This is a genomic window from Antrihabitans auranticaus, from assembly GCF_016481275.1.
In the GTDB taxonomy this organism is placed as follows: domain Bacteria; phylum Actinomycetota; class Actinomycetes; order Mycobacteriales; family Mycobacteriaceae; genus Antrihabitans.
This window is the reverse complement of the sequence record NZ_JAEMNW010000003.1, coordinates 11,557-22,141: the sequence shown is the minus strand read 5'-3', so window position 1 is coordinate 22,141 and position 10,585 is coordinate 11,557. Positions and strand designations below refer to the sequence as shown.

Here is a 10,585-nt window from a genome sequence, read left to right as displayed (position 1 = left end):
TCCTCCTTCTGCGACGCTGCAGAAACAAGCCGAAGCTTATGCCAGGTGTCAGGCGCTCACTGCGAGGATGGCTCCCAAATGCCGAAGTTGATCGGTCGCAGAACCGAGTGCGAACTCGTTGTGCTTCGCCGCGAGGAAGTATCGGTGCGCGATGTGGTCCGTGTCGAGGCCGACGCCGCCGTGAACGTGCACGAGCGTGTGTGCGACGCGGTGGCCCGCGTCGGCTGCCCAGAACTTTGCGGCCCGCACTTCGGCAGCTGCAGGCAGGCCTTCGCTGAGCTGCCACGCCGCCTGCAGGACGGTCAGGCGCACGCCCTTGACGTCGATGTACGCGTCGGCGAGCCGTTGCGCAACAGCTTGGAAACTGCCGATCGGTCGTTCGAATTGCACGCGCTCTCGGGCGTAGTCGGACACGAGTTCCAATGCGCGCTCCAGCGTGCCGAGCTGGCTTGCCGCGAGCCCGAGCGCAGCCCGGGTGAGCAGCCACGAAACGACGTCGGCGCCCGTCTCCAGCGAACCCAGTAGGTCGTCCGCCGACAGCTGGACCTCGTCGAATCCCACGAGGCACTCGACGCTGTTGTCGACGACCTGTTGCGCGACGACCGTCACGCCCGCAGCCTTCGGGTCGACGAGGAAGACGGCAACACCGTCGGGCGTCGCCGCAGGCACGAGCATCCGCACAGCGCGATTCGCCACCGGGACGGCTATCTTGGCGCCGGTCAGCGCCCAGCCCGAATCATGTTGCGCGACAGCCGTAACCGGTCGAGCGGGTTCGTCGTTGTTCTCTTCGGCCAGTGCCACGGTGAGGATCTCGCCGGAGGCGGCACGTTGGGCAAATTCCTGCTGGGCGGGTGTACCGAACTCGGCGAGCGCGCCGGCCGCGAGAACGACCGATGGCAAGTACGGGACGGCGCCGAGGGTTCGGCCGAGTTCGCGCAGGATCGTGCACTGCTCGAGCACGCCGAAGCCGCCGCCACCGACGGCGTCCGGCAATGCCGCCGCGAGGACGCCTGCGTCCGATAGCGCGTGCCACAGCGGTTCGTCGAGGCGTTCCGCGGCGGCGTCGAGTTCGCGCTGCCGCTCCGGCGTGACGAGTTTGGTGGCGATATCGCGGGTCAACTGTTCGAGGTCCTGCTGCGCCTCGGTCGGTGTGAAGTCCATCTGTGGGCCCTTTCGAAGGGGTCAGCGCTTGGCGGGTGGTTGGCGGAGGGCGGTCATCGCGATGATGTCGCGCTGGACCTCGTTGGTGCCGCCACCGAAGGTCAGAATCAGTGCTGCCCGGTGCATCCGCTCGATGCGTCCGCGCAGAGCCGCACCGGGGGAGTCCTGGCGCAGATACGCGACCGGTCCGAGAACTTCCATCAGGAGCCGGTATGCCTCCGTCGCAAGCTCGGTGCCGTAGACCTTGCACGCCGATGCGTCCCACTTGCTCGGCGAGTGGCCGCCGCCGGCGCTCGCGCCCCAGGCAACTTCCCAGTTCATGAGTTTGAGGTACTCCACCTTCGCGTGGACCCGGGCGAGGTTGATCTGCACCCACTCGCGATCGATCACGCGCGATCCGTCGGCAGCCTTCGTGTTCTGCGCCCACTCGACGACCTGCCGCAGCGAGTGCTGCAACGGCGCCGCTGACGTCAGTGCGACGCGCTCGTGATTGAGCTGGTTCGTGACCAGCGGCCAACCGCCGTTGACCTCGCCGACTACTGCCGTCGACGGCACCCGCACGTCTTGGTAGTAGGTCGCACTCGTGTCGGGTCCGGCCATCGTGTGCACCGGCGTCCAGGAGAATCCCTCCGCGGTCGCCGGGACGATGAACATGCTGATGCCTTTGTGCTTCTTCACGTTCGGGTCGGTTCGGCATGCGAGCCAGATGTAATCGGCGTATGCGATCAGGCTCGTCCACATTTTCTGTCCGTTGATGACCCAGTCGTCGCCGTCGCGGACCGCGGTCGTGCGCAGGCTCGCGAGGTCCGTGCCCGCACCGGGTTCGGAATAGCCGATCGAGAAGTGCAGTTCGCCGGCCGAGATCTTCGGCAGGAAGAAGCGCTTCTGCTCCTCGGTTCCGAAATGCATGATCGTCGGGGCCACCGAGTTGATAGTGAGGAACGGAACGGGCGCGCCTGCGATCGCGGCCTCGTCGGTGAAGATGAGCTGGTCGATCATCGACCGTTCCTGCCCGCCGTACTCCTTAGGCCAGCCGAGCGTGAGCCAACCGTCGTGGCCCATCTCGCGGACGACGTCCCGGTAGACGTTCCCCGTACCGAATTCACCGGTCTGCGCGCTGAGGGCCTCTCGGCGCTCCGGCGTGATCAACCGCGCGAAGTATGCCCGTAGCTCTTCCTGTAGCGCGCGCTGCTCCGCCGTGTATGCAATCCGCATCTTGCACCTCTCTTCTGCACCCGGTTCGATGATGACATATTAGGTGGAACATGTTCTAGTAATACACTCGTTGAAGGGACGATGCGGGAGCGCCGTCCCCCTGCCATCGCGACAGAACAGCGTGGAGAGGAAGTAGCCATGGAGGTCGGCGTCGACTTCGATCAATGTGAGGCAAACGGCATCTGTGTGGGGATTGCGCCCGACATTTTCGACCTCAACGACGATGACGAGCTCATCGTCGCCGGTGGCGAGGTGCCGGCGGACCGCGTCGAGGATGTTCGCGACGCGATCGCGCAGTGTCCGAAGGCGGCCTTGTTCGAGAAACGGTGACCCGTCGTTGCCGATAACAAGAACACGTTCTAAAGTTGCGCCCGTGAGCGAACAGAATGTGCGGCTCGACGGCAAGGTAGCAATCGTCACCGGAGCGGGTTCGGGACTCGGCCGATCGGAGGCGATCGCGCTGGCCCGGGCCGGCGCGGCGGTCGTCGTCAACGATCTATCCGAGAACGACAACGTCACGGCGACGATGGACGAAATCCGCGGTATCGGTGTCGCGTGCGAATTCGTCGCCGGCGACGTCGGCGAACGATCCACCGCGGACGGTTTGCTCGAAGCGGCGACCACGCGCCTGGGCGGCCTCGATATCGTGGTCAACAACGCCGGGGTCGTGCGGGATCGGATGCTGTTCAACATGTCCGACGACGACTGGGATCTGGTGTTGCGGGTCCACCTCCGCGGGCACTTCCTGCTCAGCCGCAATGCCGCGGCGTATTGGCGCGGCACGTCGAAGGCCGCAGGCGCACCCGTGTACGGCCGCTTGATCAACACCTCGTCGGAAGCCGGATTGCTCGGACCCGAGGGGCAGGCGAACTACGGCGCCGCGAAGGCGGGCATCACGTCACTCACGCTGTCGGCCGCTCGCGGTCTCTCGCGGTACGGAGTCCGCGCAAACGCTATCTGCCCGCGGGCCCGAACGTCCATGACGGAGAACGTCTTCGGGGCCGCACCCGAAGACGGGATCGATCCACTGTCACCCGAACACGTCGGCACATTGGTCGCCTACCTTGCGTCGCCGGCAGCCGACCACGTCAACGGACAGGTGTTCGTCGTCTACGGTCCGATGGTCGCGCTGATGGCCGCACCCGTCGTCGAGCAACGATTCGACGCTGCCGGCGACCAGTGGGACGCCGCAGCGCTGGCAAGCGAGATCGGCGGCTACTTCGCTGATCGCGAGCCCGGGCGGACGTTCTCCGCCTCGGACCTTCTGACGCTCGACTCGAAACTCAAAGTCTGACGTCGTCGTCTTCGAGCAGCGCGGAACCCGCGACGCCGCCGTGGCTCAGCGCGTTGAGGAACGACTTTGCCCAGCGATCAACGTCGTGTGTAAGTACTTGCCGCCGTAGGGCTCGCATCTTCTTGCGTCCGGTTTCGCGGTCCTGCTCGAGCGCGGCGATGATCGAGCCCTTGAGGTCCTCGAGATCGTGCGGGTTGCACAGGTACGCTTGGCGCAATTCGGCTGCGGCACCGGTGAATTCGCTCAGCACCAACGCGCCGCCGAGATCGCTCCGGCACGCAACGTATTCCTTGGCGACGAGGTTCATGCCGTCGCGAAAGGGCGTGACCAGCATGACGTCGGCTGCAACGAAGAAGGCGATCAGCTCTTCGCGCGGGATCGGCCGATGCAGGTAATGCAGCACACCGTGCCCGACACGAGCGTATTCGCCATTGATCCGGCCGACGACCTGCTCGATGTCGCTGCGTAGGCGCACATAACTCTCGACGCGCTCCCGACTGGGCGTTGCGAGCTGGACCATCACCGTTTCTTCGGGATCGATCCGGCTTTCTTCGAACAATTCCATCAAGGCATTGAGGCGAACGTCGATGCCTTTCGTGTAATCGAGGCGGTCGACGCCGAGCATTATCCGCTTCGGATTACCGAGTTCTTTCCGGATCTGTTTGGCGCGGTCGCGAATATCCTTGCGCTTCGACATCTCGTCGAGTTGCCCGGAATCGATCGAAATAGGGAACGCGCCGACGCGGACTGTGCGGAATCCCACTTGTACGACACCGAGTTTCGAACGCACACCGACGCTTCCGCGCGACGTCGACTGACCGGCCAGGCGTCGTGCGAGATACAGGAAGTTCTGTGCGCCACCGGGCAGATGGAAGCCGATCAGGTCCGCGCCGAGCAGACCTTCGACTATCTCTGTGCGCCAGGGCAATTGCATGAACAGCTCGACCGGGGGGAAAGGGATGTGCTGGAAGAAGCCGATCGTGAGGTCCGGGCGCAACATCCGCAGCATCTTCGGAACAAGCTGGAGCTGGTAGTCCTGGATCCAGACCGTCGCACCCTGCGCGGCGACATCCGCCGTCGCCTCGGTGAACTTGCGGTTGACCGCGACGTACGCGGTCCACCACTCGCGGTCGTACACGGGTTTGACGATGACGTCGTGGTAGAGCGGCCACAGCGTCGCGTTCGAGAAACCCTCGTAGTAGTCCTCGATCTCCCGCGCACTCAGCGGAACCGAGTGCAGTTCGACGCCGTCCTGGATGATCGGGTCCGGATTCGCGTCGGGAACACCGGGCCACCCGACCCACGCCCCCTTGTTGCTACGCAGGATCGGCTCCAGCGCGGTGACCAGGCCGCCGGGGCTGCGCTTCCAGCGAGTGGACCCGTCGGGCAGGGTTTCGAGGTCCACAGGCAGCCGGTTGGCAACCACCACGAAGTCCGAGCCTAGGTCAGCCACAATTGTCCTTGGTTTGCCTCGGAGGTCGCGATGTCAGTCGATCCGATTGATCGGGCCGATGCCCAGCATCGACAGCAGCATCCGGCATTCGTCAGCATCGGTCGCGTATGCGGCGACGACGCGTTGCGCCTGGCGGGCAGTCTCGTCGGCCAACGGTTCCAACTCGTCGTCGGTGATGTCGTTTGCGCTGGTCGTCTTCGTGGCCATGATGCTCCTCCCGGCTTGTCTGCTCGACGTGAGCAGCTGTCCCTGTCGTCGACTCTATGAGAACCCGTCGCCCGGGCGCCAGTTGCCGTTGCGGTGCACTAGCGTTGGCCAGCGAGACGTTCGAGCAGAACGCGGTCGTGCGAATGGGGTAGGAGGTGGCCGGTGCCGCTGGCTACGGTTAACGGGATTTCACTGAACTATCAGGTCAAGGGAACCGGACAGCTTGTTGTTCTTATCATGGGAACAGGCAGTCCGGGCAGGGTTTGGGCCCTTCACCAAGTCCCCGCGCTATTGGATGCGGGATATCGCGTAGTGACATTCGACAACCGCGGAATTGCGCCGTCTTTCGAAAGTGCGCAGGGAATGCGTATCGAGGATCTTGTCGCCGATACCGCGGGCCTCATCGAATTTCTCGGTGGTGGTCCGGCCGTTGTCGTCGGTACGTCGATGGGCGCGCGCGTCGCCCAGGAACTCGCGTTGCGGCGGCCCCAGTTGGTGTCGAAGGCCGTCTTCATGGCAGGGCACGGCAGGCTAGACCAATTCCAGAAGACGCTGTCGCTCGGTGAGCACGAACTCGACGCGAGCGGTGTGACGCTCCCGCCGAAGTACGAAGCGGCAGTCACTGCCGTCATGAACCTGTCGCCCGCGACTCTTGCGGACACACATGCCGCGCGCGACTGGCTCGATCTGTTCGAATTCACCGGCGGCGCGGTCACACCCGGAATCCGGGCGCAGCGAAAAATGGACCACGACTTCGATCGAGTCGAGGCCTACCGCGACATCAAGGTCCCGTGCCTGTCGATGGGGTTCGCCGACGACCGGATGATTCCGCCGTATCTTTCCCGCGAGATCGCCGACGTGATCCCCGGCGCCAAGTACATCGAGATCCCCGATGCCGGTCACTACGGCTACCTCGAGCGTCCCGAAGCTGTGAACAAGGTCCTAATCGACTTCATCGGCGCCTGAGCCGGGGGCGTCGAGAAATTCGAGGATGTCGGTCGCGAAGCGTTTCGAACTGAACGTCGACATGTGACCGGTCCCCGGATAGCTGATGAGCCGCCCACCCGGAATTCCGTCGGCGGTGGCCTGGAACAACTCGGGCGTGTAGGCGAGGTCGTCGGCACCACCGATGACCAGGGTCGGTGCGGTGATCGTCGCCAGGCGGTCGGCGACGTCGAACGTGTCCTCGGCCTGCGCAAAATGCAGCATGTCCAGCGGGTTTTCGGGCCGTAGCAACGGATCGCTCAGCCACAAGATCGGCGTCAGCAGCGTCTGCAGAAGCGGATTGCGGACGGTGATCGGCACCTGATGATGTGCACCGCGTTTGCCGGCAGCGATCGCCGCGGTGTAGTCGCGTTGAGCGTCGCGCGTCTGTTCGGTCAACGTGTACGCGGCCCCGGCAATGACGAGCCTTCGAACGACCCTCGGATGCTCGGCCGCGAGCTGCAACGCCAGTGACCCGCCCGAAGACATTCCGAGCACGTCGACCGGCTTGCCGAAGAATGCGTCCAATGCCTCGGCATGCTCGCGAGCGATATCCGACATCGTCGTTCCAGCAGGCATATCGGGCGCGCGGTTGATCGCGAATACCTCGCGGTGCGCGGCCAGCGGCGAAAGCACACGCAATTCCGCATGCCGTTCGAGACCATGCGGATTGGCGTGATCGACGGTGAACCAGCGCAGCACAACCAACGGCTCACCTGCTCCGAATGAATAGAAGGGCAGAGCGTGCTCCATCGTCCCTTCGATCATGTCCATCGGGTGCTCCTCGCCGGTCGGTCAGTTGGGGTTGCACGTCACCGTTGTAACGCTTGCCTTGCTAGGGTCGACATCGCAGCACGTGACGATCGTGGGGCGAAGAACTTCCACATATACGTTTGTAACCAGTGAGGTGAGATGAGCACCAATCCGTTCGATGACGAAGATGGCCGCTTCTACGTGCTCGTGAACGACGAGGACCAGCATTCACTGTGGCCGACGTTCGCCGAGGTTCCGGCCGGCTGGCGCGTCGTTTTCGGTGAGGAAAGCCGCGCGGCGTGCGTCGAGTACGTCGAGACGAACTGGACCGACATGCGGCCGAAGAGCCTGCGTGAGGCCATGGCGGCAGACGAAGAGGCACGCGCGAAGGCAGCAGGGAACTAGCTCAGTCGACGAGGTCATCCTCGCTGAGGTCGGTCGCTTCGAGCGCCGACTCCAGGTCTGGATGCCGAAAGACGGCGGTCACCTGGTCGTGAACCACGCGGAAAGCCGACGCAACCGTAGAGGTTTCGTCGGCTTTTCCTGACCATGTGGCCTCCTGCTCGACGACGACGACACCCTCGAACGCGAACATCCGGCCCGGGACCAGCGTCACACCGGCGGTCGTCGCCCACTCGCGAAGTGCGCGCAGACCCTGTGCGGCGCCCTCTTGCCCGCCGACTTCGATGTCGTCGCTGGACAGTTCGAGCAGGGTATCCACGTCGTTGTCGTTGAGCGCGTCATGCCATGCCAGGACCGTTGCGACCTCCGATGTGCTCACCCCTGCAACCTACTTCGTCGGGCGCAAATCGGTAGCCGGTATGATTGCAGCGATTTCCAACGCCTCCTTAGCTCAGTGGTAGAGCACTCGCCTTGTAAGCGAAAGGTCGTCAGTTCAATCCTGACAGGAGGCTCGAGTTTCCGCCCCCGCCCCGGCCTGTCGCCGCCGACTTTCAGGAACCTCCCAGTAGCCTCGAAGGTTCGCCCAAAATTCATGCGTAACGCTGAAGGTGCCTGCGAACGACTAAATGCACGTCCGCACTTATTCGAGTAGCGGACTACGCGGGTGAGAGGGTCGTTCGGTCAATAGCGTGTTTCGACATCGACAGCGACGTCGTCGTCAGTGACCGAGCCTGGTGCCAGGAGGTATCGATGACTTACACCGTCGACGTGGATCGCACACGAGACCGGTCGCGCCAGGGTGAGCTGGATGCCCTCGAGTTGATGAACAGCATCGACGGCATCGACGCGGCTATTCTTTCCGCGGTCGAGCGACGGACCGAGCTGGCGCGGGTTCTCAACGCTGCCGAAGCCGGTGCCGGCCCGAGTGATTCGCAACGTCGTGAAGAGGACGTCATTGCCCATTTCGCGTCTCTTGGCCAGGCCGGGCAGTCGTTGGGCAAATTGCTAATCCGGTTGGCGCGAGCAGACCGCTGAGCTAACCCTAGGGTGCCTCGACTTCACCCTCGGGGTGACTACTTTCGCGTGCTCGCAACGCCCACACTTGTTCCGGATATCGAGTTCGATTCGAGGAGCAAGGACCAAGAGTGGGCGTTCTCGTCGTGGTCGCGCTTGCCTGCATCGGGGTGGCGGCGGTGGCCGTCGCGATCGGTATTGGGCACAGGTTGGTCCGCAAACGCGACTCGATCGAGAGTTCGTGGCAGACCGTCGGGGCACATCTGAGCCGTAGGCACGAGCTGATTTCCGCGCTCGTGCATGTCGCGGGCAGGCGTCCCGTGTTCGATCCGGTCGTGCGTGCGCAGGTTGCCGCCGAATTCGCTGTCGGCCCCTCCGCCCGGGCCGAAGCCGAGGAACAACTCACTGTCGAGTTGGATCGCGCGCTCGGCGTCATCGAGCGCGATCCACGCCTGAACAGCAATCGGCGTTACCGGCACCTGCGTGGGCAGCTGACCGACACCGAGAACCGAATCGCTTACGCCCGGCAGTACTTCAACGACGCTGTGCGCTCGTACAACAGGCTCGTGACGACGATGCCTGCCAGCGTCGCAGCGCGGGCATTCGGGCACAACGCCCGCGAGCCGTTTGCTGCCGCTACGTCGTCGAGCATTTCTGGACGGGCGCAGCTACATTCGTGAGCTATGACAACGATGTCGGTCGACACACCCGCCGGACAGATAGAAGCCGTTCTCGAAGTTCCGGAAGGCGAAGGCCCGTGGCCCGGGGTGGTGGTCGTCCACGACATGGTTTCGTTGTCCGACGACATCAGGAAGATAACCCGGATGATCGCCGACCAGGGCTACCTGGCGATCGCACCGAATCTGTACTCGCGCGGCGGGACGATCCGTTGCGTGCGCCGGGTGATCAAGGAACTGTGGGCGCACGAGGGCCGGTCGATCGACGACCTCCTCGCCGCACGTGAAGTTCTCGCTACTCGAGCCGACTGCACCGGTGCGATCGGAATTGCGGGATTCTGCATGGGCGGCGGCTTTGCGCTCGTGCTGGCGCCGCGAGGTTTCGACGCCGCGGCACCGTTCTACCCATCGCTGCCGCCCAAATACGACGACCTCGTCGAAGGGGCCTGCCCGATCGTCGCGAGTTTCGGTAAGCGCGATCCGGTCCTTCGCGGTGCCGGGCCGAAGCTGGAAGCGACGCTGGAACGCAAAGGTATTCCGCACGACGTCAAGACCTACGACGGTGTCGGACACAGCTTCGCGAACAAATACCCTGGCGGTCCGCTACTGAAGATCGCGGGCTTCAACTACGACCCCGAGGTTTCGGCCGACGCGTGGCAACGTGTGTTCGCTTTCTTCGGCACGCACCTCGGTGGCGATCAGGCCTGAGTTTCGGCTGGTGCGCGGCGCAGCCACCGGCCCGGCCGACCGGCGATCTCGGTGAGCGCACCGACCGCGGAACCGAGCCGTGCCGTCGTTTCCTGAAGCACGTCGACCGTCCGGCCGAACTGGTCGAGATTCGAGACGAGCGCTGAGAGTGTCGACGAGAGCGAAACCACCTGGTCCAGCGGGCCCCCCGGGGTGACGATCCGCTCGATCGCGCTCTGCTCGGCGACGAGGGAATCGAGGATGCCGCCTTCCTCGAGCAAGCGGTCTGCGATTCCGCCGCGCGCCATGAATCGCTCGAGCGGTCCGTTCGGTGCGACGATGCGGTCGACCAGTCCGCCCGGCTCCAACGCGACCTCGACGATGCCGCCAGGTGCGAACAGCCGCTCGACCGGTCCGTCGACGGCGAGCAAGCGGTCCAGCGGTCCGCCTCGGACGGTCAGGCGGTCGGCGATGCCGCCGCGTTGCAGGGCTCGGTCGAGTGGTCCGCCGGGCCGCAACGCCTGGCCGAGCGCGCGTTCGTCTTCGAGCAGCGTCGCCATCCGGCCGGCAAGCATCAGCTGTGCCGATACGGCGGGCGGTCCCGAAGTGAAGGCAGATGCCTGCACTGCCACTGCCGACCGCGCGACATGAATCGATCCCTCGGCAATGACGAGTGCCGAATCGACAACTGCGAACGCAGCTTTCACGGGAAAGAGCGCGATAGTCGTTATGGGCACC

14 protein-coding genes and 1 tRNA gene are annotated in these 10,585 nt (G+C 64.3%); 8 read left to right on the top strand and 7 right to left on the bottom strand.

Annotated elements, in window-relative coordinates; translation table 11 throughout:
• Positions 1–48: 48 nt before the first annotated feature.
• Positions 49–1,161: an acyl-CoA dehydrogenase family protein gene (locus tag JGU72_RS14320; protein ID WP_199684663.1), complete on the bottom strand. Its 1,113-nt coding sequence runs from the start codon at positions 1,159–1,161 to the stop codon at positions 49–51.
• A 21-nt stretch (positions 1,162–1,182) separates the two neighbouring features.
• Complete coding sequence (locus tag JGU72_RS14315) at positions 1,183–2,376, bottom strand: acyl-CoA dehydrogenase family protein (protein ID WP_199684662.1); 1,194 nt, start codon at positions 2,374–2,376, stop codon at positions 1,183–1,185.
• Between the two features lie 138 nt (positions 2,377–2,514).
• Here JGU72_RS14315 and JGU72_RS14310 point away from each other — a divergent pair, with 138 nt between their 5' ends.
• Both JGU72_RS14310 and JGU72_RS14305 read left to right on the top strand, forming a co-directional pair.
• A complete protein-coding gene (locus JGU72_RS14310; RefSeq protein WP_199684661.1) occupies positions 2,515–2,706 on the top strand; it encodes a ferredoxin in 192 nt (63 codons plus the stop codon).
• 43 nt (positions 2,707–2,749) lie between these two features.
• Positions 2,750–3,670 carry a 3-oxoacyl-ACP reductase gene (locus tag JGU72_RS14305; RefSeq protein ID WP_307828448.1) on the top strand — a complete coding sequence of 307 codons (921 nt, stop codon included), beginning with the start codon at positions 2,750–2,752 and terminating at the stop codon, positions 3,668–3,670.
• Here the strand turns inward: JGU72_RS14305 and JGU72_RS14300 are convergent.
• Together JGU72_RS14300 and JGU72_RS14295 are read right to left on the bottom strand one after the other, a co-directional pair.
• The gene (locus tag JGU72_RS14300) at positions 3,660–5,123 is read right to left on the bottom strand and encodes an alpha,alpha-trehalose-phosphate synthase (UDP-forming) (protein ID WP_307828447.1); all 1,464 of its coding nucleotides are present in this window, start codon (positions 5,121–5,123) and stop codon (positions 3,660–3,662) included. The genes JGU72_RS14305 and JGU72_RS14300 overlap by 11 nt on opposite strands.
• 33 nt (positions 5,124–5,156) lie before the next feature.
• Positions 5,157–5,330 (bottom strand): hypothetical protein, encoded by a 174-nt coding sequence (locus JGU72_RS14295; protein ID WP_199684659.1) that lies wholly within the window; start codon positions 5,328–5,330, stop codon positions 5,157–5,159.
• 162 nt (positions 5,331–5,492) lie between these two features.
• Here JGU72_RS14295 and JGU72_RS14290 point away from each other — a divergent pair, with 162 nt between their 5' ends.
• Positions 5,493–6,296 (top strand): alpha/beta fold hydrolase, encoded by an 804-nt coding sequence (locus JGU72_RS14290; protein WP_199684658.1) that lies wholly within the window; start codon positions 5,493–5,495, stop codon positions 6,294–6,296.
• On the opposite strand, the gene JGU72_RS14285 is transcribed toward JGU72_RS14290, so the two are convergent.
• On the bottom strand, positions 6,273–7,088 hold the full coding sequence (locus JGU72_RS14285) for an alpha/beta fold hydrolase (RefSeq protein ID WP_199684657.1): 816 nt from the start codon (positions 7,086–7,088) through the stop codon (positions 6,273–6,275). The two genes, JGU72_RS14290 and JGU72_RS14285, sit on opposite strands and share 24 nt — an antisense overlap.
• A 138-nt stretch (positions 7,089–7,226) precedes the next feature.
• On the opposite strand from JGU72_RS14285, the gene JGU72_RS14280 reads away from it, so the two are divergent.
• Positions 7,227–7,472 (top strand): MbtH family protein, encoded by a 246-nt coding sequence (locus JGU72_RS14280; RefSeq protein WP_199684656.1) that lies wholly within the window; start codon positions 7,227–7,229, stop codon positions 7,470–7,472.
• Position 7,473: 1 nt separating this feature from the next.
• Here JGU72_RS14280 and JGU72_RS14275 read toward each other — a convergent pair whose 3' ends face one another.
• Complete coding sequence (locus JGU72_RS14275; protein ID WP_199684655.1) at positions 7,474–7,848, bottom strand: nuclear transport factor 2 family protein; 375 nt, start codon at positions 7,846–7,848, stop codon at positions 7,474–7,476.
• A gap of 61 nt (positions 7,849–7,909) precedes the next feature.
• Here JGU72_RS14275 and JGU72_RS14270 point away from each other — a divergent pair.
• The 4 genes from JGU72_RS14270 to JGU72_RS14255 all read left to right on the top strand — a co-directional run bounded on the left by JGU72_RS14270 (position 7,910) and on the right by JGU72_RS14255 (position 9,868).
• A tRNA-Thr gene (locus tag JGU72_RS14270) sits at positions 7,910–7,981 on the top strand.
• A 238-nt stretch (positions 7,982–8,219) separates the two neighbouring features.
• Positions 8,220–8,504, top strand: coding sequence for a chorismate mutase family protein (locus tag JGU72_RS14265; protein ID WP_199684654.1), 285 nt, complete (start codon positions 8,220–8,222; stop codon positions 8,502–8,504).
• A gap of 110 nt (positions 8,505–8,614) precedes the next feature.
• A complete protein-coding gene (locus JGU72_RS14260) occupies positions 8,615–9,163 on the top strand; it encodes a LemA family protein (protein WP_199684653.1) in 549 nt (182 codons plus the stop codon).
• A gap of 3 nt (positions 9,164–9,166) precedes the next feature.
• Positions 9,167–9,868 (top strand): dienelactone hydrolase family protein, encoded by a 702-nt coding sequence (locus JGU72_RS14255; protein ID WP_199684652.1) that lies wholly within the window; start codon positions 9,167–9,169, stop codon positions 9,866–9,868.
• Here JGU72_RS14255 and JGU72_RS14250 read toward each other — a convergent pair.
• Positions 9,859–10,584: an ABC transporter gene (locus tag JGU72_RS14250; protein ID WP_199684651.1), complete on the bottom strand. Its 726-nt coding sequence runs from the start codon at positions 10,582–10,584 to the stop codon at positions 9,859–9,861. The genes JGU72_RS14255 and JGU72_RS14250 overlap by 10 nt on opposite strands.
• Position 10,585 lies beyond the last annotated feature (1 nt).

What these genes read in the sequence shown, in the direction of transcription:
- JGU72_RS14320 (WP_199684663.1), bottom strand. Translation starts at nt 1,161, where the DNA reads ATGGACTTCACACCGACCGAGGCGCAGCAGGACCTCGAACAGTTGACC.
- JGU72_RS14315 (WP_199684662.1), bottom strand. Translation starts at nt 2,376, where the DNA reads ATGCGGATTGCATACACGGCGGAGCAGCGCGCGCTACAGGAAGAGCTA.
- JGU72_RS14310 (WP_199684661.1), top strand. Translation starts at nt 2,515, where the DNA reads ATGGAGGTCGGCGTCGACTTCGATCAATGTGAGGCAAACGGCATCTGT.
- JGU72_RS14295 (WP_199684659.1), bottom strand. Translation starts at nt 5,330, where the DNA reads ATGGCCACGAAGACGACCAGCGCAAACGACATCACCGACGACGAGTTG.
- JGU72_RS14285 (WP_199684657.1), bottom strand. Translation starts at nt 7,088, where the DNA reads ATGGACATGATCGAAGGGACGATGGAGCACGCTCTGCCCTTCTATTCA.
- JGU72_RS14280 (WP_199684656.1), top strand. Translation starts at nt 7,227, where the DNA reads ATGAGCACCAATCCGTTCGATGACGAAGATGGCCGCTTCTACGTGCTC.
- JGU72_RS14265 (WP_199684654.1), top strand. Translation starts at nt 8,220, where the DNA reads ATGACTTACACCGTCGACGTGGATCGCACACGAGACCGGTCGCGCCAG.
- JGU72_RS14255 (WP_199684652.1), top strand. Translation starts at nt 9,167, where the DNA reads ATGACAACGATGTCGGTCGACACACCCGCCGGACAGATAGAAGCCGTT.